This is a genomic window from Streptococcus hillyeri, from assembly GCF_041081565.1.
GTDB classification, from domain to species: Bacteria; Bacillota; Bacilli; order Lactobacillales; family Streptococcaceae; genus Streptococcus; species Streptococcus hillyeri.
Genome location: NZ_CP163513.1, coordinates 1573106 through 1596795, shown reverse-complemented (window position 1 = coordinate 1596795; position 23690 = coordinate 1573106). Strand labels below are relative to the sequence as shown.

18 protein-coding genes, 1 tRNA gene and 2 rRNA genes are annotated in these 23690 nt (G+C 39.7%); 19 read left to right on the top strand and 2 right to left on the bottom strand.

Going from position 1 to position 23690, the window contains the following annotated elements:
* Positions 1-34 precede the first annotated feature (34 nt).
* The 4 genes from AB6M99_RS07640 (at position 35) to AB6M99_RS07625 (ending at position 3875) form a co-directional block, all read left to right on the top strand.
* A 23S ribosomal RNA gene (locus tag AB6M99_RS07640) occupies positions 35-2934 on the top strand.
* An 83-nt stretch (positions 2935-3017) separates the two neighbouring features.
* Positions 3018-3133, top strand: a 5S ribosomal RNA gene (gene rrf / locus AB6M99_RS07635).
* A gap of 5 nt (positions 3134-3138) precedes the next feature.
* Positions 3139-3211: transfer RNA gene (locus AB6M99_RS07630), tRNA-Asn, on the top strand.
* Between the two features lie 148 nt (positions 3212-3359).
* Positions 3360-3875, top strand: a complete 516-nt coding sequence (locus tag AB6M99_RS07625) for a sigma-70 family RNA polymerase sigma factor (protein WP_183121689.1) — start codon at positions 3360-3362, stop codon at positions 3873-3875.
* A 28-nt stretch (positions 3876-3903) separates the two neighbouring features.
* Here AB6M99_RS07625 and AB6M99_RS07620 read toward each other — a convergent pair whose 3' ends face one another.
* Entirely contained in the window at positions 3904-4437 is a 534-nt protein-coding gene (locus AB6M99_RS07620; protein WP_121836177.1) for a DUF402 domain-containing protein, read from the bottom strand.
* A gap of 80 nt (positions 4438-4517) precedes the next feature.
* Positions 4518-5294, bottom strand: a complete 777-nt coding sequence (gene recX, locus AB6M99_RS07615; RefSeq protein WP_121836178.1) for a recombination regulator RecX — start codon at positions 5292-5294, stop codon at positions 4518-4520.
* Between the two features lie 91 nt (positions 5295-5385).
* Here recX and AB6M99_RS07610 point away from each other — a divergent pair, with 91 nt between their 5' ends.
* From AB6M99_RS07610 to AB6M99_RS07540, 15 genes are all read left to right on the top strand, one after another.
* Positions 5386-6330, top strand: coding sequence for a hypothetical protein (locus tag AB6M99_RS07610; protein ID WP_121836179.1), 945 nt, complete (start codon positions 5386-5388; stop codon positions 6328-6330).
* On the top strand, positions 6330-7682 hold the full coding sequence (gene rlmD, locus AB6M99_RS07605) for a 23S rRNA (uracil(1939)-C(5))-methyltransferase RlmD (RefSeq protein WP_121836180.1): 1353 nt from the start codon (positions 6330-6332) through the stop codon (positions 7680-7682). Before AB6M99_RS07610 ends, rlmD begins: the two co-directional genes overlap by 1 nt.
* Positions 7683-8122: 440 nt before the next feature.
* Complete coding sequence (locus AB6M99_RS07600) at positions 8123-8245, top strand: teichoic acid D-Ala incorporation-associated protein DltX (RefSeq protein WP_121836182.1); 123 nt, start codon at positions 8123-8125, stop codon at positions 8243-8245.
* Positions 8246-8259: 14 nt separating this feature from the next.
* Positions 8260-9798: a D-alanine--poly(phosphoribitol) ligase subunit DltA gene (dltA, locus tag AB6M99_RS07595; RefSeq protein WP_121836183.1), complete on the top strand. Its 1539-nt coding sequence runs from the start codon at positions 8260-8262 to the stop codon at positions 9796-9798.
* Positions 9795-11048: a D-alanyl-lipoteichoic acid biosynthesis protein DltB gene (gene dltB, locus AB6M99_RS07590; protein WP_121836184.1), complete on the top strand. Its 1254-nt coding sequence runs from the start codon at positions 9795-9797 to the stop codon at positions 11046-11048. The genes dltA and dltB overlap by 4 nt, the downstream gene beginning before the upstream one ends.
* A 91-nt stretch (positions 11049-11139) precedes the next feature.
* Positions 11140-11379 (top strand): D-alanine--poly(phosphoribitol) ligase subunit DltC, encoded by a 240-nt coding sequence (dltC, locus tag AB6M99_RS07585; RefSeq protein ID WP_121836185.1) that lies wholly within the window; start codon positions 11140-11142, stop codon positions 11377-11379.
* Positions 11372-12637 (top strand): D-alanyl-lipoteichoic acid biosynthesis protein DltD, encoded by a 1266-nt coding sequence (gene dltD, locus AB6M99_RS07580; RefSeq protein ID WP_121836186.1) that lies wholly within the window; start codon positions 11372-11374, stop codon positions 12635-12637. Before dltC ends, dltD begins: the two co-directional genes overlap by 8 nt.
* Positions 12638-13350: 713 nt before the next feature.
* The gene (locus AB6M99_RS07575) at positions 13351-14610 is read left to right on the top strand and encodes a UDP-N-acetylglucosamine 1-carboxyvinyltransferase (protein WP_369350500.1); all 1260 of its coding nucleotides are present in this window, start codon (positions 13351-13353) and stop codon (positions 14608-14610) included.
* 368 nt (positions 14611-14978) lie between these two features.
* A complete protein-coding gene (locus AB6M99_RS07570; protein ID WP_121836188.1) occupies positions 14979-16265 on the top strand; it encodes an alpha-amylase family glycosyl hydrolase in 1287 nt (428 codons plus the stop codon).
* 133 nt (positions 16266-16398) lie between these two features.
* Positions 16399-17661: an extracellular solute-binding protein gene (locus AB6M99_RS07565; RefSeq protein ID WP_121836189.1), complete on the top strand. Its 1263-nt coding sequence runs from the start codon at positions 16399-16401 to the stop codon at positions 17659-17661.
* Between the two features lie 117 nt (positions 17662-17778).
* Positions 17779-19512, top strand: coding sequence for a glycoside hydrolase family 13 protein (locus AB6M99_RS07560; RefSeq protein WP_121836190.1), 1734 nt, complete (start codon positions 17779-17781; stop codon positions 19510-19512).
* Complete coding sequence (locus tag AB6M99_RS07555; RefSeq protein ID WP_121836191.1) at positions 19496-20800, top strand: carbohydrate ABC transporter permease; 1305 nt, start codon at positions 19496-19498, stop codon at positions 20798-20800. Before AB6M99_RS07560 ends, AB6M99_RS07555 begins: the two co-directional genes overlap by 17 nt.
* On the top strand, positions 20801-21658 hold the full coding sequence (locus tag AB6M99_RS07550; protein WP_121836192.1) for a sugar ABC transporter permease: 858 nt from the start codon (positions 20801-20803) through the stop codon (positions 21656-21658).
* 48 nt (positions 21659-21706) lie between these two features.
* Positions 21707-22522, top strand: coding sequence for a DUF1189 family protein (locus AB6M99_RS07545; RefSeq protein ID WP_369350499.1), 816 nt, complete (start codon positions 21707-21709; stop codon positions 22520-22522).
* Positions 22523-22604: 82 nt separating this feature from the next.
* Positions 22605-23621 carry a LacI family DNA-binding transcriptional regulator gene (locus AB6M99_RS07540; protein WP_121836194.1) on the top strand — a complete coding sequence of 339 codons (1017 nt, stop codon included), beginning with the start codon at positions 22605-22607 and terminating at the stop codon, positions 23619-23621.
* Positions 23622-23690 lie beyond the last annotated feature (69 nt).

Below are 23690 nucleotides of genomic sequence, written 5' to 3'. Positions count from 1 at the left end.
TGAGTTTTCTAATTTGAAAGAATTAGGTTAATAAGGTTAAGTTAATAAGGGCGCACGGTGGATGCCTTGGCACTAGAAGCCGATGAAGGACGTGACTAACGACGAAATGCTTTGGGGAGTTGTAAGTAAGCGCAGATCCAGAGATGTCCGAATGGGGGAACCCACTAACTAATGGTTAGTATCCATATCTGTTAAGGATATGAGAAGGAAGACGCAGTGAACTGAAACATCTAAGTAGCTGCAGGAAGAGAAAGCAAAAGCGATTGCCTTAGTAGCGGCGAGCGAAACGGCAGGAGGGCAAACCGAGGAGTTTACTCCTCGGGGTTGTAGGACTGCAACGTGGACTTAAAGATTATAGGAGAATTACCTGGGAAGGTAAGCCAAAGGGAGTAATAGCCTCGTATCTGAAATAGTCTTTATACCTAGCAGTATCCTGAGTACGGCGAGACACGCGAAATCTCGTCGGAATCCGGGAGGACCATCTCCCAACCCTAAATACTCTCTAGTGACCGATAGTGAACCAGTACCGTGAGGGAAAGGTGAAAAGCACCCCGGGAGGGGAGTGAAATAGAACCTGAAACCGTGTGCCTACAAGAAGTTCGAGCCCGTTAATGGGTGAGAGCGTGCCTTTTGTAGAATGAACCGGCGAGTTACGATATGAAGCGAGGTTAAGTTGAAGAGACGGAGCCGTAGGGAAACCGAGTCTTAATAGGGCGAATTAGTATCATGTCGTAGACCCGAAACCATGTGACCTACCCATGAGCAGGTTGAAGGTGCGGTAAGACGCACTGGAGGACCGAACCAGGGCACGTTGAAAAGTGCTTGGATGACTTGTGGGTAGCGGAGAAATTCCAAACGAACTTGGAGATAGCTGGTTCTCTCCGAAATAGCTTTAGGGCTAGCGTCGATGTTAAGTCTCTTGGAGGTAGAGCACTGTTTGGGTGAGGGGTCCATCTCGGATTACCAATCTCAGATAAACTCCGAATGCCAACGAGATATAATCGGCAGTCAGACTGCGAGTGCTAAGATCCGTAGTCGAAAGGGAAACAGCCCAGACCACCAGCTAAGGTCCCAAAATATATGTTAAGTGGAAAAGGATGTGGGGTTGCACAGACAACTAGGATGTTAGCTTAGAAGCAGCTATTCATTCAAAGAGTGCGTAATAGCTCACTAGTCGAGTGACCCTGCGCCGAAAATGTACCGGGGCTAAAACATATTACCGAAGCTGTGGATCCCGTAAGGGATGGTAGGAGAGCGTTCTATAGGCGACGAAGGTGTACCGTGAGGAGCGCTGGAGCGTATAGAAGTGAGAATGCCGGTATGAGTAGCGAAAGACAGGTGAGAATCCTGTCCACCGTAAGACTAAGGTTTCCAGGGGAAGGCTCGTCCGCCCTGGGTTAGTCGGGACCTAAGGAGAGACCGAAAGGTGTATCCGATGGCCAACAGGTTGATATTCCTGTACTAGTGTATATAGTGATGGAGGGACGCAGTAGGCTAACTCAACCCAGCGAATGGAAGAGCTGGGCTAAACAGTGAGGTGTGATATGAGTCAAATGCTTATATCTCTAACATTGAGCTGTGATGGGGAGCGAAGTTAAGTAGCGAAGTGAGTGACGTCACACTGCCAAGAAAAGCTTCTAGCGTTAAGTATACACTACCCGTACCGCAAACCGACACAGGTAGTCGAGGCGAGTAGCCTCAGGTGATCGAGAGAACTCTCGTTAAGGAACTCGGCAAAATGACCCCGTAACTTCGGGAGAAGGGGTGCTGACTTAAAGTCAGCCGCAGTGAATAGGCCCAAGCAACTGTTTATCAAAAACACAGCTCTCTGCTAAATCGTAAGATGATGTATAGGGGGTGACGCCTGCCCGGTGCTGGAAGGTTAAGAGGAGGGTTTAGCGGTAACGCGAAGATCTGAATTGAAGCCCCAGTAAACGGCGGCCGTAACTATAACGGTCCTAAGGTAGCGAAATTCCTTGTCGGGTAAGTTCCGACCCGCACGAAAGGCGTAATGATTTGGGCACTGTCTCAACGAGAGACTCGGTGAAATTTTAGTACCTGTGAAGATGCAGGTTACCCGCGACAGGACGGAAAGACCCCATGGAGCTTTACTGCAGTTTGATATTGAGTATCTGTACCACATGTACAGGATAGGTAGGAGCCATTGATTACGGGACGCCAGTTTCGTATGAGGCGATGTTGGGATACTACCCTTGTGTTATGGCTACTCTAACCCGGATAGGTTATCCCTATCGGAGACAGTGTCTGACGGGCAGTTTGACTGGGGCGGTCGCCTCCTAAAAGGTAACGGAGGCGCCCAAAGGTTCCCTCAGATTGGTTGGAAATCAATCGCAGAGTGTAAAGGTATAAGGGAGCTTGACTGCGAGAGCAACAACTCGAGCAGGGACGAAAGTCGGGCTTAGTGATCCGGTGGTTCCGTATGGAAGGGCCATCGCTCAACGGATAAAAGCTACCCTGGGGATAACAGGCTTATCTCCCCCAAGAGTTCACATCGACGGGGAGGTTTGGCACCTCGATGTCGGCTCGTCGCATCCTGGGGCTGTAGTCGGTCCCAAGGGTTGGGCTGTTCGCCCATTAAAGCGGCACGCGAGCTGGGTTCAGAACGTCGTGAGACAGTTCGGTCCCTATCCGTCGCGGGCGTAGGAAATTTGAGAGGATCTGCTCCTAGTACGAGAGGACCAGAGTGGACATACCGCTGGTGTACCAGTTGTCTCGCCAGAGGCATCGCTGGGTAGCTATGTATGGAAGGGATAAGCGCTGAAAGCATCTAAGTGCGAAGCCCCCCTCAAGATGAGATTTCCCATGATTTTATATCAGTAAGAGCCCTGAAAGAAGATCAGGTAGATAGGTTAGAAGTGGAAGTGTTGTGAGACATGTAGCGGACTAATACTAATAGCTCGAGGACTTATCCTAGAAATAAGAAAGTATATTGACAGCGTAGCGGTTTCTTGATAGAATATAGGTATTCAATTTTGGATGGATAATCCAAGAAGAAGTTAAGTGACGATAGCCTAGGAGATACACCTGTACCCATGCCGAACACAGCAGTTAAGTCCTAGAACGCCGGAAGTAGTTGGGGGTTGCCCCCTGTGAGATAGGGTAGTTGCTTAGCTTTCATCCGCCATAGCTCAGTTGGTAGAGCGCATGACTGTTAATCATGATGTCACAGGTTCGAGCCCTGTTGGCGGAGTATAATATGTGTTAGAAACGTTGATTCATCAGTGTTTCTTTTTCATTTGTTCAACTTTTTAAGCTACTAGAGCATGACATTTGTGTCATGTTCTTTTTTGTTTATTAGGGATAAACTATAACCATAACTAAATTATGGGGGTATTGTTATGGAAGCAATATTAGATTTTGAAGGGCTTTATCAGAAAGTTCGTCCGATTGTGTTGAAACTGAGACAGTTTTATTTTATTAAGATATGGGAGCCTGAGGATTGGGATCAGGAGGGTATGATTACCTTATATCAGTTATTGGAGAAGGAGCCAGATCTAGTTTTCAATACTAGAAAAATGTGTGTTTATTTTAAGACGAAATTTTCAAACCGTGTCAAGGATGAGATTCGAAAGCAAGAGAGTATAAAGAGAGCTTTTGACCGAATGGTTTATGATGAGATTGGAGAAGTGGCTCATTCGGTATCGGATAATGGGCTAGATGTGGCGGAGATGGTAGCCTATAGGGAGGCTATTGGAGAGTTGTGTCAGGAATTGACAGTAGAGGAAAAAGGTTATCTGGACTATTTGATGAGTGGTGAGTGTTTTAGGGGGAAACGTGCTTTTCAGAGAAAGGTAAGGGCGAAGTTAGGAAGATTAGGTTGGGGAATGGATTATTGCTGGTTAAGAGCGCATTAAAAAAGCACTCTAATGAGTGCGGACAACTTTAACGATTCTTTAGTTCAAGATAACGTTTGTACCAAATGTTGATATAGGCAGGTGAGAAGGGACCTTTCTCATTATTAATCCAGTCCACTAGAATTTTGACATTTTCTTTTAAGATAAAGTCAAGGTCTGGAGAGTAACCCATTTGTTTTTTATGAATTTCATACTCATCAACATCGAGCAATTTTTTTTCACCGTCTGTAAAAACTTTGACATCTAGATCATAATCGATGTATTTGAGTGCTTCTTCATCTAAAACGTGTGGACTAGCCATATTACAATAATAAGAAACGCCATTTTCTCGTATCATGGCAATGATATTAAACCAGTATTTCTTATGAAAATAGACGATAGCTGGTTCACGAGTGACCCAACGTCGTCCATCGTTTTCAGTGACTAGTGTGTGATCATTGACTCCAATCACTGCGTTTTCAGTTGTCTTTAGTACCATAGTATCGCGCCAAGTACGGTGCAAACTACCATCATGCTTATAACTTTGAATTGTAATAAAGTCGCCTTCCTTAGGTAATTTCATGGCAATCTTCTTTCTACAATTTGTTATCTATTATAGAATATCACAATTTATCAAAAAAATCACGGTTTTGGGCACACTATTTATAAAAAGTCACGTAAAGCCGAATAAATATCATCAAACTGATATCCTTTTCTGGCTAAGGCTTGAATAAGTCTTTGTTTTAACTCGTAACCGTCATATTTTTTGGATAATCGGCGGTGTTGTTTTTCGAGTTCTTTTAAGATGAGTTCGCTTTCTTGTTCTTCATCTTTTGTGATATCTAATGAGCTTAGTGCTGCTTTTGACTCAGGGTAAGAAAAGCCTTTATTGAGAAGAAACTGTAGAATTTTGTCAGTTAGGGCTTTTTGAGGGAGTTTTTGTTGATATTTTCGATAGAGCTTTTGAGCTATTTTTTCAGCTAATGGTGTGAAGTCAACTTCTTCAAAAAGAGGATCTAAGATGGTTTGAGGAATTCCTTTTTGGGTTAATTTTTGTTTGAGAAGATAAGCTCCTTTGTCACCTGAGACAAGGTTAGTATCAATAATTTGTTGAGTATAGCTTTTATCGTCAATCCATTTGTCATCTTTTAGATTTTTAATAACTTTTGGGATGATTTTGTCATCAATTTCGTGCTGGATGAGGTAATTTTTGACTTCTTTTTCCGTTCGTTTTTTAAAGGAAAGATGGTAAAGTGCCATATTTTTACCGTATGAGAACTGTGCAAACTCTTTGATTGCATTTAAGCTTTCAGATGTTAGTGTCATGCCTTTTGTCATCATAAAACGGACAATGGTATCTTCAGTGACATATAATGTTTCAGTCGAGTCTATTTCAACGAGATAGAGTCGTTTTTTCTTTTCAATTTTTGTGATTTTCATAGTTTGATTATACCAAAAATGGTAGAATAGAGGTTATAAAAGATGAGGTGTTTTACCAAAGAGGAGGTGTTTTACCAAAGAGGAGGTCATGATGGCTGATAACGATAAGATTGTGAATTTGAAGAAGTATCGAGCAGATAAGGAATTTGATGACGACTTGTTTGAAAATCTTTTAAATATGTCTGATGAAGAGATTGATGATTTTTATGACAGCATTGCATTTGGTGATGGGCTAAATGTGGATGGTCCAAGTGGGAAAGAACTTTTGGCAGAGATAAGGCGCTTAGAAGAGCTGGAAAGTGATGGCTATTTGGCTTGGATGATGTCTTCTGAAAAATCGTGGCTAAATCTAGATGCTCGTCCTTATCTTTCTCTTAAGATGGATTTAGCTGTGCTTTATAAGCAGAATGGTCTCTACCAGAAGGCTCTTGAGCACGTCATGCAAATGTTTCGTGAAGATCCCAATGATTCTTTAGGATGTCGTTATGAAATTTTGGCTTTATACATTCTTAAGTCGGATTATACGATGGCGGATGCTTTTTTCAGAAGTCGGAAAGAGCATGAGCTGGATGCGATGATGGCCATTCCAATGCTTGTTTCTGCCATTTTGTCTGGTGCTGATAAGCAAGCGGGTGTTTTAATTGAACAGTTGTGTAATCAGGTTGATGGCTTTTTTGAATTTTGCCTTTTGGAAGCATTTCCTATGGCTCGTGTGCTGGATGCGGGAACTGTGGAATTCTATGAAGCAAATAGTAACAATAGCCTTTATATTTCTTTGTATAGCATTTTACCATTATTGTTGACGACTTCAGCTTATATCCAGGCTTATCTGAATGATTATTTTTCTGATGATGCGGTTTATTTAGAGGACTTTGGTATTCTTAGTTCGGCTCAATTATTAAGCTTGAATGATTATGATATAAAAACAGCAACAGATATTCAACATTATTCAGAAGAAGAGCTACTGACTATTCCAAAAATTGGTAAGGTAACGCTCAAAAAATTAAAAGAAGCGGGAGTGGTGTTTAAAAAGTGATGACTCTACAAGTTAAACAACGTATTCCTTTAAAAATCAAACGGATGGGTATCAATGGTGAGGGCATAGGCTTTTATAAGAAGACCTTGGTATTTGTGCCTGGTGCGCTCAAGGGTGAAGAAGTGTTTTGTCAAATTGTTTCGGTGAAGCGTAACTTTGTCGAAGCTAGGCTATTGACCATCAACAAAAAATCAAAATTTCGTGTTGAGCCTTCCTGTGCTATCTATGAGGAATGTGGCGGTTGTCAATTGATGCATTTGCGTTATGACAAGCAGTTGGAGTTTAAAGATGATATTATCAAGCAGGCTTTGACTAAATTTAAGCCGTTAGGTTTTGAGAATTATGAGATTCGTCATACTTTGGGGATGGAAAAACCTGAATACTATCGTGCGAAGTTGCAATTTCAGACCCGTGCATTTGGGGGGTCTGTTAAGGCCGGTTTATATGCTGAGGGAAGTCACCGCTTGGTCTCAATTGATGACTGTCTGGTACAGGATCAGGTGACGCAACAGATTATCAATCGTGTGGTTGAGTTGTTAGATAAATATAAGGTTCCAATCTATAATGAGCGTAAAATAGCTGGGATTCGGACTGTTATGGTCAGAAAGGCTGAAAAGACTGGACAGGTGCAGTTGATTTTTGTGACTAGTCGTGATGTTCGTCTAAATGAGGTGATTTTAGATTTAGTGGCAGATTTTCCACAAATTAAAACGGTAGCCTTAAACCTTAACAGTTCTAAAACGAGTGATATTTATGGTGATAAAACGGAAATTCTTTGGGGAGTTGATACCATTTCTGAAGAAGTTTTAGATTATGGCTTTAGGTTATCTCCTAGAGCATTTTACCAATTAAACCCTCAACAGACACAAGTCTTATATGGGCAAGCTGTGGCAGCCTTGGACGTTTCTGAAACGGATCACGTGATTGACGCTTACTGTGGTGTGGGTACGATTGGATTTGCTTTTGCGGATAAGGTAGCTAGTGTTCGAGGGATGGATATTATTCCTGAGGCTATTGCGGATGCGAAGCAGAACGCGAAAGCTATGGGATTTGAAAATACTCACTACGAGGCTGGGAAGGCTGAGGATATTATTCCTCGCTGGTATCGTGAGGGTTATCGTGCAGATGCTATTATTGTAGACCCTCCTCGTACAGGTTTAGATGAGAAATTATTAAAGACTATTTTAAACTACCAACCGGAGAAGATGGTTTACGTCTCATGTAATACATCAACTTTAGCCAGAGATTTAGTTCAGCTGGCTAAGGTCTATGATGTGAAATATATCCAATCTGTTGATATGTTTCCACATACCGCAAGGACCGAGGCTGTAGTGAAGCTAATCCGCAGATAGTTTCTGTTAGTTTATACGCGAGGACGGAAGTTGCCATGAGACTATAATGCGTGTGATAGCTATAGGAAATTTAATAACGTTTCTGAAAAGGAATGATAAGTTAGTGTATCTTGTTTTCAAAAGATATACAAAAATTAAATACGCGAGGCTGAAACAAGGTATCCAGTCTCGTCTTTTTATGGTAATAGCAATTTGGGCAGTGGTTGTAGGTAGGATGGTGAAAAAATTTATCATCTAGTTAGACATTTTCTGTTGCGATGTTGGTTTTGAACGTAAGTCTCATTTGATTTATGATATAATAGTTATTGGAACTGTTAATTTTGGACGAGGTTTAGTAATAAAAGCCCCTTATCAAGAATCCAAAAGGAACGATTCAGTTCGATAATTAAAGGCTTATTAGCTTGTGAAATGTTTTTTCCTCTGAAAAATAAGGAGAAGTGATGAAAAATTGTTACCGTTTTATAATTAGAACTCTTTTCTATGCGGTTATTATGTTAATTTTAATTTATTTGTTTAGTTATTTGGGGCAAAATCAAGGGAATTTTGTTTACAATGAATTTTAGAAAGGATGTGACGCATGATTCAGGATATGATTTTGCAACTTAACCATTGGGCTGAGGTTCAAGGTGATTATCCCGTTTATGATATTTTAGGAGAAAAGCACAGCTATCAGGAGTTGAAAGAAGATTCAGATGCTTTGGCAGCCTATATTGATTCGTTACAGTTAAAAGAAGGCTCACCGATAGTGGTATTTGGTGGTCATGAGTATGAGATGCTGGTGTGTTTTGTGGCTGCAACAAAGTCAGGGCACGCTTATATTCCTATTGATCAGCATACTGCGTTGGATAGAATTGAAGCCATTTTAACGATAGCTGAGCCTAGTTTGATATTATCTGTGGGAGATTTGCCGTTATCAGATGTTTCGGTGCCTCTTGTAAGTTTACAACAGTTACAGCAGATTTTTACTGAGAAAGTATCTTATGAGTTAAGTCATTCAGTCAAAGGAGATGATAATTACTATATTATCTTCACATCTGGAACAACAGGTGCTCCTAAAGGTGTGCAGATTTCTCATAAAAATCTGTTGAGTTTCACCAATTGGATGATTAGTTCAGAAGTTTTTGATGTGCCAGAGCGTCCACAAATGTTGGCCCAGCCACCATATTCATTCGATTTATCAGTGATGTACTGGGCGCCAACTTTGGCTAAGGGTGGAACCTTGTTTGCTCTACCGAAGACTTTAGTGACAGATTTTAGGCGTCTTTTTAGCACGATTTATGATCTTCCGATAGGTGTTTGGACGTCAACACCTTCCTTTGTTGATATGGCGCTGGCTTCTCATGACTTTAATGCTGAAACCTTGCCAGATTTATCACATTTTTATTTCTGTGGTGAAGAGCTGACGCTTAAAACGGCTCAAAAACTGCGTCAACGTTTTCCAAAGGCGCAGATTATCAATTCTTATGGTCCAACGGAAGCCACGGTTGCATTTTCAGCCTTGACCATTACTGATGACTTGCTAGAATTAGGTGAGCGTCTTCCAATTGGGTATGTTAAATCAGATTCCCCAGCCTTTATCATTGACGATGAGGGTAACGTTTTACCAGCAGGTGAACAGGGCGAAATTATTGTGACAGGCCCTGCTATCTCTAAGGGCTATCTGAATAATCCTGAGAAAACTGCGGAAGCTTTCTTTGAATTAAATGGTCAACCAGCTTATCATACGGGTGACTTGGGAGTGATGACTGAAGAGGGGCTATTGTATTACGGTGGTCGTTTAGATTTTCAGATTAAATTCAATGGATACCGAATTGAATTGGAAGATGTAGCTCAAAACTTGAATAAGTCTGACTTGATTGAATCAGCGGTAGCTGTACCACGCTACAATAAGGAACATAAGGTTCAGAATTTAATTGCCTTTGTCGTTCTAAAAGAGGGTGTCGCTCAGCAATTTGACAAAGAAATAGCCATTACAAAAGCGATTCGTGAAGGCTTAAAAGATGTGATGATGGATTATATGATGCCAACAAAATTCATTTATCGCGATAGTCTTCCTCTGACGCCAAATGGAAAAGTGAATCTGAAAGGACTCATCAATGAGGTGAATAAGGCATGAGTGATTTTCTGTTGAATTTACCTCATTTGGAAGTCTATGGGAATCCCCAGTATTTTGTTTATGTGATTTTGGGAGCTCTTCCTATTTTCATTGGTCTCTTTTTTAAAAAACGTTTCCCTATTTATGAGGCGGTCGTTAGCTTAGTTTTTATTGTACTCATGCTAACGGGGAAAGAGTTGTACCAGATTATCTCTCTGGTTATCTACACGATTTGGCAGGTCTTACTACTGATTTCTTACAAGTATTATTGTCGAAAGCCTCATCCGTCTTGGGTGTTTTACCTTTGGGTATTTTTGGCGATTTTCCCTTTAATGGTTGTTAAGATTAATCCTTTGATGCAAAAGGCAGAGCCGATGACCCTATTTGGATTTTTAGGGATTTCTTATCTGACCTTTCGTACAGTTGGGATGATTATGGAAATGCGAGATGGTGTTTTAAAAGATTTCACAGTCTGGCAATTATTACGCTTCCTTCTTTTCATGCCGACCTTTTCAAGTGGACCGATTGATCGTTTTAGACGCTTTAATGAAGAATATGAACAGATTCCTGATAGAAGTGTTTTGTTTGAAATGCTTGATCAGTCAGTTCGTTACTTGATGAAGGGATTTCTTTATAAATACATTTTAGCTTATGCCATTGGGCAACTCTTTCTGAATCCCTTGAAATCGGCTGCTTTGCTAGAAGGTGGCTTCTTTAATCTTCCGACTTTGGGCGTTATGTATGCTTATGGCCTGTATCTCTTCTTTGATTTTGCAGGATACAGCCTATTTGCTATAGCGATTTCAAATCTTTTTGGCATTAGAAGTCCACACAATTTTGACTTGCCTTTCAAATCACGTGATTTGAAGGAATTTTGGAATCGTTGGCACATGAGTTTGTCCTTTTGGTTTAGAGACTATGTCTTTATGCGATTAGTTAAAGTTATGCTTAAAAATAAGCTCTTTAACAGTCGAAATGTAACTTCGGGTGTGGCTTATCTTATGAATATGGTTCTGATGGGATTATGGCATGGGGTGACCTGGTATTATATTGCTTATGGTGTGTTTCATGGGTGTGGACTCATTGTTAATGATTGGTGGTTACGCCAAAAGAAAATGTGGAACAAAGAGCGCAAACAAAAGGGACAGAAACCACTGCCTGAAAATCAATGGATGCAAGCTTTGGGAATTTTTGTGACTTTTAATGTTGTCATGTTCTCTTTCCTTATTTTTTCAGGATTCTTAGATCAGTTGTGGTTCCCGAAACGTTAATGAGAGTCAGTGAAATTAACAAGAGCATTATTTACTAAGTCAAAGAAGTAAATGTTGTTTGTATTTTGTATTAAAGAAAAGGAGTTTTACAATGGATATTAAAACAGAAGTATTAGCGATTATCGACGATCTTTTTATGGAAGACGCCTCTGAAATCTTAGATGAGGATTTGTATGATGCAGGAATTCTCGATAGTTTGGGAACGGTTGAGTTAATTGTTAACTTGGAAGATCGTTTTGGAATTGTTGTTCCAGTATCAGAACTTGGTCGAGAAGATTGGAATACGGTTAATAAAATTGTTGCAGGAATAGAAGGGCTTCGCCATGATTAGACGCCTCTGGCAGATTTTAGGACCGGTCATCTGTGCAGTCTTTTTAGTTGTTGGATTGATTGGATGTTATCCAGAAGGGATTGCCTATTCGACAAAAACTGAAAAGCACGATGCTGTCGCTCTAAGCAAGTCTAATTTTAAAAGTAAGTACAAGAAATTACGTGCATTGACAGATCCTGAAACACGTTTTGTTCCCTTTATGGGTTCAAGTGAGTGGTTGCGATTTGACATCATGCACCCTTCAGTGATTGCAGAAGCCTATCAGCGTCCCTACACCCCTTATTTATTAGGGCAACGAGGTGCAGCATCATTGACACATTATTTTGCTAGTCAAGAGATTTCAGAGGCTTTTGAGGGGAAAAAGGCGATTTATTTTGTGTCGCCGCAGTGGTTTGTTAAAGAGGGGGCAAATGCTCATGCCTTTCAAAATTATCTAACAGCTGGACAGGTTGTATCCTTTTTACGCCAACAAAAAGACACAGAGTATGATCGTTATGTAGCCAAACGCTTATTATCACTTTATGCGGAAGTTCCTTTTAAAGACTATTTGCAAAAGGTGGCTGATGGGAAAAAGCTGGGAAAAAAAGAAACTCAAAACCTCGAATTTGAAAGTTATTTGCTGAGAAAAGAAGATCGCTTCTTCGGACAATTTTCAATTGATTTGGGGAACTATGCCAATGTTGTCAAACAAGCTGAGAAACTGCCGGAAGAATTTTCATATGACAAATTAGAAGCCTTAGCAATCGAAGAAGGTAAATCAGAGACTACCAATAATGAATTCGGAATTCGTAATGACTTTTACCGTTCTAAAATTGCGCGTCGCAAAAAGAAATTAAAAGGTAGTCAAAAAACATTTGATTATCGTGTCTCTCCAGAGTATCGCGATTTTCAAGTAATGCTTCACCAATTTGCAGAGACTGATACGGATGTTTTGTTTATTATTCCACCGGTCAATAGCAAGTGGGCTGAGTTCACTGGTTTGGACCAAGACATGTACCAACAAACAGTTGATAAAATCAAATACCAATTACAAAGTCAAGGATTTACGCATATCGCTGATTTTTCAAAAGAGGGAAATCAGGAGTTCTTCATGCAAGACACCATCCACATTGGATGGAAAGGGTGGCTTGAGATGGATAAGAGTGTCAATCCTTTCTTAACGAAAACGTCAGAAAAACCGAATTACCATCTTGATTCTCGTTTTCTGAGTAAAGATTGGGAAGATTATATCGGTGATCTGAAAACTTTTGACCGATAAGTATTGAGTGAAATAGAACATTTTAATAGCAAAAACAAAAAGATTTCATTTTGGAAGCATCAAAATGGAGTCTTTTTATATTGGGTGTGGCTAACGTTCCCATGAGGAATACAGCTTTTATACTCATCCAAAATCAAAATTTGCAGTTTAAGTAAAATCAAGTAGCAATGAATGGCTTGATTTACCAGAGTTTTTTTCGCTATAGTAGTATTCATATCGAGAGTTCACTCTCGATATGAACGGATTTTTGGGAGAACTACAGAAATTGAAAGTCAATTTCGTAGTAGTTCCCCCGCAAGGATGATTAGGTTGGACGCTGTCGAGTAGTCGACAAGTACATCCAATCATCTACTGCGATAGAGATAAGCTCAAATCTAGCAATGAAACTCCGTAGGAGGTTTTGATGTTGACTTTGTCAACTCTATTTCCCACCTCAAAAGGTTCCCCAAACCTTATCGACTGTGACGAACTCTGTTCGTCTTATTTCCCGCCTCCAAAGGTCTCCCAGACCTTTGGAGCGTCCGCACTTTTAAGAAAGAAGCAAAAAAGTAATTTTTGATTTTTGTTAAGTATTAGACTAAGACCACTTCGAAAGCTAAAGTGGAACTTACGTTGGGAAATTACCTTGTCGTGTTTTCATAACTGAAAATTTGTAAAATGTTATACAATATGGTAAAATTGTAGGGTTGAATTTTAGTCAGTGAAAGTTTATTATGCAAAAGATTATTATAAATGGTGGTAAGCCACTAAAAGGGGAAGTAGCGGTTTCTGGAGCGAAAAATTCAGTAGTCGCGCTAATTCCTGCCATTATTTTAGCAGATGGTATTGTGACACTTGATGGCGTACCTGCAATTAGTGATGTAGATGCCTTGATTGAGATTATTGAAATCATGGGTGGAAGTGTTAAACGTCATCAAGATAGCCTTGAAATTGATCCTCGTGGCGTTAAAGATATGCCGATGCCTTTTGGGAAAATTAACAGCCTACGAGCCTCCTATTATTTCTACGGAAGCCTTCTAGGTCGTTACGGTCAGGCTACTGTTGGGGTACCTGGTGGATGTGATTTAGGACCTCGTCCGATTGACTTACATCTAAAAGCCTTTGAAGCAATGGGAGCAAATGTTTCTTATGAAGCTGAAGCAATGCGCATTGCAACCAATGGCAAACCGCTTCACGGTGCTCATATCTATATGGACACAGTCAGTGTTGGTGCGACGATTAATACCATGATTGCAGCAGCTAAGGCGCAAGGTCGTACGGTTATTGAAAATGCTGCGCGTGAGCCAGAAATTATTGATGTGGCAACGCTTCTTAACAACATGGGCGCACATATCCGTGGTGCTGGTACAGATGTGATTACTATTGAAGGTGTAGAACATCTACATGGCACGCGTCATCAGGTGATTCCAGATCGTATCGAAGCTGGGACTTATATTGCTATGGCGGCAGCTATTGGTCAAGGTGTCAAAATCACGAATGTCCTTTATGAACATTTGGAAGCTTTCATCTCTAAACTTGAGGAGATGGGGGTACGCATGACTGTCAATGAGGATAGCATTTACGTTGAAGAACAAGGTCCTCTTGAGGCTGTTACGATTAAAACAGCCCCTTATCCAGGTTTTGCGACTGATTTGCAACAACCCATAACACCATTGTTGTTAAAATCTAAGGGCAGAGGAAAGATTATTGACACCATCTATGAAAAACGTGTCAACCACGTGCCTGAGATGGCTCGTATGGGAGCAGATATTCAGGTTCTTGGCGGACAAATTATCTATGAAGGCGGTAAGCAATTAACAGGAGCACCTGTTAAAGCTTCTGATCTTCGTGCAGGTGCTGCGCTTGTGACAATGGGGCTTATGGCTGAAGGAAGAACAGAAATTACCAATATTGAATTTATCCTACGTGGCTACTCAGATATTATTGAAAAATTAACTGCCTTAGGTGCAGATATCAAGATAGTGGAAGATTAAAGCAAGAGTCGAATGATTCTTGCTTTTTAAATGTCTTGGGGCTTTATCAGTAATACTCATTAATACCCATCAAAAATCAAAATTAGCAGTTTATAATTTCGAATGTCATTGATAAATCACCGAACGAAGTGAGGCTAAAATGTTTCTTTCGCTATAGTGGTATTCTTATTAGTGAAACTGTCCACTGGATGATTTCACCCCCCTTACGCTAAAACGTATCAGTTTCAGTGCAGAAAGTGCTAGTTGTGGCGACTGCGTCGCCCATAACTCTTTCAAAATGAAATAAGTATAAAAACAACAGAAACCGCTTGCGTAAAAATTGCATATTTGATAAACTAATGAAGAAAATGTATTAAGGAGGAATTGACGTGAAAAATACAGATATCAATTTACGTCAGGCGGTGATTTACTCGCTCTATGTTCGAAATTTTTCTGAAGAAGGAACCTTTGAAGCAGTTATTCCAGAATTGGATCGTATCAAGGCATTAGGAACTGATATTATCTGGTTTTTACCATTTTATCCAAATGGGGAAGTGGCAAGAAAAGGCTCAGCAGGGTCACCATATGCTATTAAAGATTATCGAGCGGTTGATGACCATTTTGGAACGCTGGAGGACTTTGAAAATCTGGTTGCAGAAATTCACGCACGTGGTATGAAAGTGATGATTGATATTGTCTACAATCATACATCCCCAGATTCGATTTTAGCTCAAGAGCATCCAGAATGGTTTTATCACAAACCAGATGGTTCATTTGGAAATCGTGTTGGTGATTGGTCGGACATTATTGATTTGGATTATGCGAATCACGATCTCTGGGATTATCAAATTGAGACCTTAAAACTTTGGGTTAATCGAGGTGTAGATGGTTTCCGCTGTGATGTCGCTCCGCTTATCCCATTAGCATTTTGGAAAGAGGCTCGTTATCAAGTTGAACAGATTAAATCAGATGTGATTTGGCTCTCAGAGAGCATTGAACCAGGCTTTATCAAGTATATGCGCAGTCAAGGTCTTACGGCGCTTAGCGATGGTGAGATTTTCCAAGCCTTTGATATGGCTTATGATTACGATGTTCGAGGGCTTTGGGTTGACTATCTGGAAGGAAAAATACCATTATCAGCCTATATAGACCGCTTAAACTTGCAAGAGGTCATATTCCCAGTTGACTATATCAAGCTTCGCAATCTTGAGAATCATGACAATCGCAGAGCAGCAGACTTGATTCCTAATAAATCTGACTTGTTGAATTGGACAGTATTTAATTACCTACAAAAGGGTGCAGTGCTTATCTATAATGGACAAGAGCGACAAGCCTTAACGATTCCAAGTTTGTTTGAAAAAGCTCCCATTGATTGGTCTGGGGAAGATATCTCTGAGGAGCTAACGAGATTAGCACAAATCAAAAAAATGATTTCACCACAATCAGAGTATCAGTTAGTAGCCGATGATACTAATGATGTTGTCCTCATCACACATCAGACAAATGAGCAAACGATTGTCGCTATTATTTCACTAAAAGGAAAAGAAACGGAAGTTTCAGTTGAAGTACCAGATGGAGCTTATGAGGATTTACTAAATGGGCAAAAAGTCACTATTATCAATGGAAAGATAACTGTTTCAGATAAAGCAATTATATTCTTAGTATCGATAAAATAGCCTGATTTTGAAAGCGCTAAAATATTTTTTAGAAAAAATCAAAAAAAAAAACAAACGGAAACCGTTTGCATTAAAAATAAAACTATGCTATACTAACATCATCAAAACAAAACCTATTACGGAGGACCCATTTATGGAATGGAATTGGAAAAAATTTGCCTTTGGTGCAGTAACATTGACTTCAGCAGTAACTTTAGCTGCTTGTGGCAATGGTTCTTCAAACAAGTCAGCTGATTCAGGTGAAGATTCTAAAAAATTAGTCGTATCTGTAGACACTGGCTACGTTGATTACATCAAATCAATTGAAGCAGATTTTGAAAAAGAAAATGGTGTAGATATTGAAGTTAAAGAAGAGGGAATGATTGATACCCTCGATAAACTCTCTACAGATGGACCAACAGGTGCAGCACCAGATGTGTTCATCGCTCCGTATGACCGTGTTGGTGGACTTGGAGCGGATGGTCAAATTGCAGAAGTAAAACTTGGTAATGAAGCTGAGTATGATGAAACTGCTAAAAAATTAGTTACTCTTGAAGGTAAAGTTTATGGAGCTCCCGCTGTTGTTGAAAGTTTAATCCTTTACTACAACAAAGACCTTATCAAGGAAGCACCAAAAACATTTGATGAGTTGATGGCTCTTCAAAAAGATGCGAAATATGCATTTGCTGGTGAAGAAGGTAAAGCAGTCGGATTCCTTGCCAACTGGACTAACTTCTACTATGCTTACGGTTTGACTGCTGGTTATGGTGGTTATGTCTTCGGTAAAGATGGTACTGACGCATCAGACCTCGGATTAGCAAATAAAGGGGCTGTTGAAGGTTTGACTTACGCTAAATCTTGGTATGACACTTGGCCACAAGGTATGCAAGATACAACTAAAGCCGGTGACTTTATTACAGAGCAATTTACAACTGGTAAAACAGCTGCAATCATCGATGGACCTTGGGCAGCAACGTCATTGACAGAAGCTGGCGTTAAATGGGGAGCAGCACAAATCCCAGCACTTGCTAACGGAGGTAAATATGAAGCCTTCGGTGGTGGTAAAGCATGGGTAGTTTCTAGCTACAGCAAAAACATGAAAGTAGCTCAAAAATTCTTGGATTATGTCACAAATGAAGCTAACCAATCAGCATTCTATGATGCGACACAAGAAATCCCTGCCAATGTTAAAGCACGTGAGTATGCAACTTCTAAAGGAAATGAATTAACAAGTGCTGTTATTGCTCAATTCGCAGATGCTCAACCAATGCCAAACATTCCACAAATGGCAGAAGTTTGGGAACCAGCAGCTACACTTTTCTTCGATGTTGCATCTGGTAACAAAAAACCAGAAGAAGCAGCTAAAGAAGCTGTATCTACGATTAAAGAAGCTATCGAACAAAAATATTCTGAATAATGAACATGTCAAAAGCTGATTCAGAACATTTCTGATCAGCTTTTTATCTCTTTGTCTCAGCTCATGTGACAGAGAGATAAGAAGCTAAGGCTATGGCATTTAGAAAAGGAACACATCATGAATAGAGCGGCTATTTTTCATGAGCCAGATTCACGTTATTGTTTTGCAATTTCAAATGATACTTTGGTTCTTCGTTTGCGTTTAGCCAAAGAGGATAAAGAAGCAGAGATTGAGCTAGTTTATGGCATGAAATACAATTATCACAATCATCAAAAACGGATTAAAATGCCGTTTGTTGGTTGTGACCATCTTCATGCTTATTATGAAATTTGCCTCCCTTTAGAGGATGTTCGGCTAGCTTATATTTTTCATATTAAGTATGGCGAAGAATGTTTCTATTATAGTGAGGGCGGTTTTTTCGACAGTTATGATTTTGACCTAGGTTATCAGACCTATTTCCAGATGCCCTATATCAATGCGATTGATGTTCACCGTCCAGTGGAATGGATGAGTCAGGGGACTTTCTACCAAATCTTTATTGATCGCTTTGCGCGTGGTGATTTTGAAAAAGACGATAGCTACATTGATATGGATTGGTTTGCAAAACCTACCTCTCGTAGCTTCGCTGGTGGTGACTTAGCAGGTGTTTGTCAGAAACTTGATTACCTTGAAGATTTAGGAATTACCGCTATTTATCTGACACCGATTTTCAAATCACTTAGTAATCATAAGTATGATATTAGTGATTATTATGCGATTGATCCGCAATTTGGAGATCAGATTTCTCTGAAAAACTTGATAAAAGAAGCACATCTCAGAGGCATAAAAGTTGTTTTGGATGCTGTTTTTAACCATTCAAGCTACCTTTTACCTGAGTTTCAAGACATTTTAAAACACGGTCGGAAATCTAAATATTATGAGTGGTTCATGATTAATGGGGATTTTCCAACAAGGAAACCACTAAATTATGAGACCTTTGCAACCGTTTCAGAGATGCCAAAATGGAACACTTCAAATCCAGAAGTTCAGGACTATCTTCTTGAGATTGCAGCTTATTGGATTAGGGAGTATCAAATTGATGGCTGGAGATTAGATGTTTCAGATGAAATTTCTCATGATTTTTGGAGGCGATTTAGAAAAATTGTAAAAGAACTGAATCCTGATGCGGTTATCATTGGAGAAAACTGGCATGACGCATACCCCTATCTCAGAGGTGACCAGTTTGATAGTATCATGAACTACGCTTTCTCAAAAGCTGTCTTAGACTACGTTTCAAAAGATGATTTTGACAGTCAAGTCTTAATTGAGACATTGACGAATTTGAGGATGCGCAATACATGGCAAGTTAATCAGATGAATTTGAATCTTCTTGATTCGCATGACACTCATCGTTTTTTAACACAAGTAAATGGGGATAAAGATAAGCTCTTATTGGCAGTGGCGATTCTTCTAGCATTTGAGGGCAGTCCATGTATCTATTATGGTACAGAGATAGCCATGAGTGGTGGTTATGATCCTGATTGTCGCAGAGGCTTTGACTGGGAAAAAGCAGGGGTAGCTAATCCTTTCTGGGTGACAATGCGAAGTCTTATCAATAGTCGTAAATACGAAGAGTGCTTACACAAGGGCAATACGCGATTATTGAGCAAAGAAGGTACCTTTATCATCCGCAGAGAGCTAGGCGATACTGTGGTAGAATTACGAGTCAATGACAGCAAGCAACCACAGGTTTTACCACAAGGAGAAGTCTTAGCTAGTCACCTACTAGAACAGCATGATCTTATGCCTAAGGGCTTTGCTTTATTGAAATATTCAAAAAGAAAGGAGTTGACCTATGAAAACGTCAACTGAACACAAAAATCCAAAACTAGCCATGCTTTTGGGGCTGATTCCAGGATTGGGACAGTTTTATAATGGGCAAAAAAGTAAAGCACTATTGCTTTTCTTGGTCTTTGTTTTGGAAATAATTGAATGGGTCGTTTTTGGGGCGTCTGCTCTAATTGGATTGGTGACTTTGGGAGATACACCGATAGTGGATCACTCTCTGTTCATGCTTATCCAAGGATCAATGCAATTGATTATGACCTTAGTTATGGTGTTAATTCATTCAGCAAGTATGCATGATGCTAAATCAACTGCAGAGCGCTTGAACAATGGTGAAAAGGTTCCAATGACGTTTAAAGAAACCTTTAACAGTCTTTATGAAAATGGTTTTCCTTATCTTCTCATCATTCCAGCATATCTAGCAATGGCTTTTGCAATTGTCTTTCCAGTTGTTGTAACCCTATTTATTGCATTTACAAATTATGATTTTCGTCATATTCCGCCTCAAAAATTATTAGACTGGGTTGGGGGCAAAAATTTTGTCAATATGGTGCAATTGAGCACGTTCCGTAAGGCGTTTGGTTCAGTTCTTTCATGGACCTTCATTTGGACCTTCGCAGCTTCAACGCTTCAAATCGTTATCGGTGTTGCTACTGCGATTATTGCCAACCAAAACTTTATCAAATTCAAACGTCTGTTTGGTGTTATTTTCCTATTACCTTGGGCGGTACCTGCCTTTATCTCAATCATGAGTTTTGGTAATTTCTTCAATGACTCAATCGGTGCCATGAATGTTCAAGTGCTACCATTTATTGAAAAATTGTTACCATTCCTTGATTTTGGCATTGTACCGTGGAAGACTGATGCCACCTTTACAAAGATTGCCGTTATCATGGTACAAGGTTGGTTAGGTTTCCCATATATCTATGTTTTGGTATCGGGAATTTTACAATCTATTCCTGCTGATTTGTATGAGGCAGCAACAGTAGATGGTGCAACGGCTTGGCAAAAATTCCGTCAAATTACCTTACCAATGATTTTAGCAGTTGCAGCACCAACTTTTATTTCACAGTACACCTTTAACTTTAACAACTTCTCTATCATTTACCTATTCAACAATGGTGGACCAGGATCTGTAGGTGGTGGTGCTGGTGCGACAGATATTTTGATTTCATGGATTTACAAATTAACAACACAAACGTCACCACAATTCTCAATGGCATCAGCAGTTACCTTGGTGATTTCTCTAATTGTTATCTCAGTATCCTTGATTAGCTTTAAAAAATTCAATGCTTTTGATATGGGGGATAAATAAATGGCTAAACCTCGTGTAAATAGTTCACTAAAAATGAAACGCTTTTGGACACAATTTTGGACCTATGCTTACTTGGTGCTACTGACAATCGTTATCCTATTTCCTCTAATGGTAACAGTCAGCTCAGCTTTTAGGTCTGGAAATGTGACATCCTTCACTCTGAATTTAAGTCAAGAATGGGGACTACAAAACTTTCATCGTCTCTTCACAGAAACGCTTTATGTTAAATGGTATATGAATACCCTTATCGTAGCTGCTTTTACGATGCTTATTCAGGTAACGGTCATTACCTTGACAGGATACGCTTACAGCCGTTATAATTTTATTGGACGCAAAAAGAGTTTGATGTTTTTCTTGATTGTCCAAATGGTACCAACAATGGCAGCTCTAACAGCTTACTTTGTTATGGCTTGGCTCTTTAATGCTCTTAACCAATATTGGTTCTTGATTCTCATCTATGTTGGTGGTGGTATTCCGATGAATGCTTGGCTGATGAAAGGCTACTTTGATACCGTACCATATGATCTTGATGAATCAGCGAAGCTAGATGGTGCAGGGCACTTCCGAATTTTTTATCAAATCGTGTTACCATTGGTACGACCAATGTTGGCGGTCCAAGCGCTTTGGGCATTTATGGGACCATTTGGTGACTTTATGTTAGCGAAATTCTTGCTACGCTCACCAGAATACTATACCGTAGCAGTTGGACTTCAAACCTTTATTTCAGATGCTAAAAATCAAAAAGTAACCTTATTCGCTGCAGGGGCAATTCTGATTGCCGTTCCGATTTCAGTATTATTCTTCTTCCTACAAAAGAACTTTGTATCAGGCTTAACTAATGGTGGTACTAAGGGATAAGTTATTGGGAAGAGCTGCGAGTCCACTTGATGAAAGGAGTTTTGATCAATGCCCTTCCCTTTTTCTTATTTTGCTCAAATCATGGCACCTCGTAGGATTTTTGCCAGTCGAAAATCCTATAAATGGTGGCAGATTGTCATTAGTCTTGTCTTTTTAAATAGTCTGATTTTAATGCCAGTTTCTCTGCATTATGCTAGCTTAAAGACCTATGACATGGAGAGAATCGTTTCAAAAGGTTTAAATGCTGTGACAGATGAGACTTATCAGGCCTTGCAAGTGGGGCAAATTTCAGAAAATCAATTTACTGGAGAACCTGTATCAATTGAAGGAACTGATGCTGTTGTTTCGGTTTTGCCAACAAAAGCAGAGCAGCAAAAAATAGCGACAAGTGGTAAGTATGGCTTAGTATTGACCAGAGATAAGTGGATTTTCACCTATCCAAATGGACATAGTCTAGAAGCGCTTATATCAGGTCAACAAGATTTATCAACGTTAAAAACTAAGAGAGATGTTCGAGACTTTATCAATCAACAATGGTTTGTAAGTCATAAGGCCGATGTGTTTTTATTTCTCATTCTAGTTTACACAGCATTTCTCTATGTCGGTTCTATCTTGTTGTTAGTAGCAGGTTCAGCGACCTTATATATGACACGAAAAGCTGGAATATTTGATTTAAAAACCTTAAAAGAGTGCTTTGGGCTCTTGTTAAATTGTATGGGATTACCAAGTTTTCTTGCCATCATTATGGCTTGTTTAGGCTTAGTTGACAATCCTATTTTATTGATGAATGTCCAAATTTTTGGTAGTATTTTGATGATGATGCTTGTTTTGTATCGAACTGGTTTTAAAGACTATAAAAAATAAATGAATAATATCAGCTAGGAACTGTGTACTAAAATGTGTCACGGTTCCTTTAGTAATTTTAATCTCTGGATGGAGGGAAATAATGGTTACCATAAAAGATGTAGCAGAGCGCGCAGGCGTTAATGCTTCTACCGTAAGCCGTGCTTTAAAGGATAGTTCAACCATTTCGCAAAAAACAAAAGATAAAGTTAAAAAAGCGATGCAAGAATTGGGGTATGTGCCTAACGTGGCTGCCAAAATGCTGGCAAGTGGATTGACACACGCTGTTGGTGTCATTTTTCCTCCGCTGTCAAATGAAGAGCGTGTCACCCACCCCTTCTTTATGGAGATTTTAACGGTTATCAATGATGAGGCTAAAAAACGTGATTTTACCGTCTCAATTGCGACAGGTGGAAGTGTTGAAGAATTAAAAGAGCAGGTGCAACTCATGTATCGTCAACGTTTAGTTGATGGCTTTATTGTTCTTTACTCAGAAAGTCATGACCCTGTTCGTCATTACCTAATGGAAAATAATATTCCTTTTGTCATTGTTGGGCAACCGGAAGAATTTGAAAATGAAGTGACGTTTGTGGATAATGACAATCAGCTCATGTCAAAAACAGCGGTTGATTATTTGAATCAACGTGGTCATGAAAATATCCTTTTTGTGACAGATGATCTTCAGAGCGAGATTTTTTCTGAGCGCTATATCGGTTATTTAAAAGGCGTTAATAAGCTTGGATTAAAGAGTAGCGAAGCGATTTTATTTGACCGTACAGATGCGGAATCACTGCAACTATTTATCGAAACAATCCAAGAAAACTCAATTACAGCTTTGATTGTTATTGATGATATGCTCGCTTTGAGAGTGATGCAGTTTCTATCATTTTATGGCATTAAAGTGCCAGATGATGCCTCTATTGTTTCCTTCAATAACTCAGTCTATGCTAAGATTATGCATCCTTACTTAACTACATTTGATATCAATGTCAAAAGCTTGGGACGTTCTAGTCTGATGCGTTTACTAGATATGGTTGAAAAACGGATGTTACATACAGAGCGCGTGATCATTCCTTTTCTTTTAAAAGAAAGAGAAACGGTTAGAAATTTATTAAAATAAGGTAAAAATCTGGGGGAACTCAGATTTTTTTAAATTTTTGCTTGACTTACGCAAACGCTTGCGCTATTA

Coding starts and splice junctions, on each gene's coding strand:
- rlmD (WP_121836180.1), top strand. CDS start 6,330: ATGACTCTACAAGTTAAACAACGTATTCCTTTAAAAATCAAACGGATG.
- dltD (WP_121836186.1), top strand. CDS start 11,372: ATGATTAGACGCCTCTGGCAGATTTTAGGACCGGTCATCTGTGCAGTC.
- AB6M99_RS07540 (WP_121836194.1), top strand. CDS start 22,605: ATGGTTACCATAAAAGATGTAGCAGAGCGCGCAGGCGTTAATGCTTCT.
- recX (WP_121836178.1), bottom strand. CDS start 5,294: ATGAAAATCACAAAAATTGAAAAGAAAAAACGACTCTATCTCGTTGAA.
- AB6M99_RS07565 (WP_121836189.1), top strand. CDS start 16,399: ATGGAATGGAATTGGAAAAAATTTGCCTTTGGTGCAGTAACATTGACT.
- AB6M99_RS07620 (WP_121836177.1), bottom strand. CDS start 4,437: ATGAAATTACCTAAGGAAGGCGACTTTATTACAATTCAAAGTTATAAG.
- dltC (WP_121836185.1), top strand. CDS start 11,140: ATGGATATTAAAACAGAAGTATTAGCGATTATCGACGATCTTTTTATG.
- AB6M99_RS07610 (WP_121836179.1), top strand. CDS start 5,386: ATGGCTGATAACGATAAGATTGTGAATTTGAAGAAGTATCGAGCAGAT.
- AB6M99_RS07545 (WP_369350499.1), top strand. CDS start 21,707: ATGCCCTTCCCTTTTTCTTATTTTGCTCAAATCATGGCACCTCGTAGG.
- AB6M99_RS07560 (WP_121836190.1), top strand. CDS start 17,779: ATGAATAGAGCGGCTATTTTTCATGAGCCAGATTCACGTTATTGTTTT.
- dltB (WP_121836184.1), top strand. CDS start 9,795: ATGAGTGATTTTCTGTTGAATTTACCTCATTTGGAAGTCTATGGGAAT.
- AB6M99_RS07550 (WP_121836192.1), top strand. CDS start 20,801: ATGGCTAAACCTCGTGTAAATAGTTCACTAAAAATGAAACGCTTTTGG.
- AB6M99_RS07600 (WP_121836182.1), top strand. CDS start 8,123: ATGAAAAATTGTTACCGTTTTATAATTAGAACTCTTTTCTATGCGGTT.
- AB6M99_RS07575 (WP_369350500.1), top strand. CDS start 13,351: ATGCAAAAGATTATTATAAATGGTGGTAAGCCACTAAAAGGGGAAGTA.
- dltA (WP_121836183.1), top strand. CDS start 8,260: ATGATTCAGGATATGATTTTGCAACTTAACCATTGGGCTGAGGTTCAA.
- AB6M99_RS07555 (WP_121836191.1), top strand. CDS start 19,496: ATGAAAACGTCAACTGAACACAAAAATCCAAAACTAGCCATGCTTTTG.
- AB6M99_RS07625 (WP_183121689.1), top strand. CDS start 3,360: ATGGAAGCAATATTAGATTTTGAAGGGCTTTATCAGAAAGTTCGTCCG.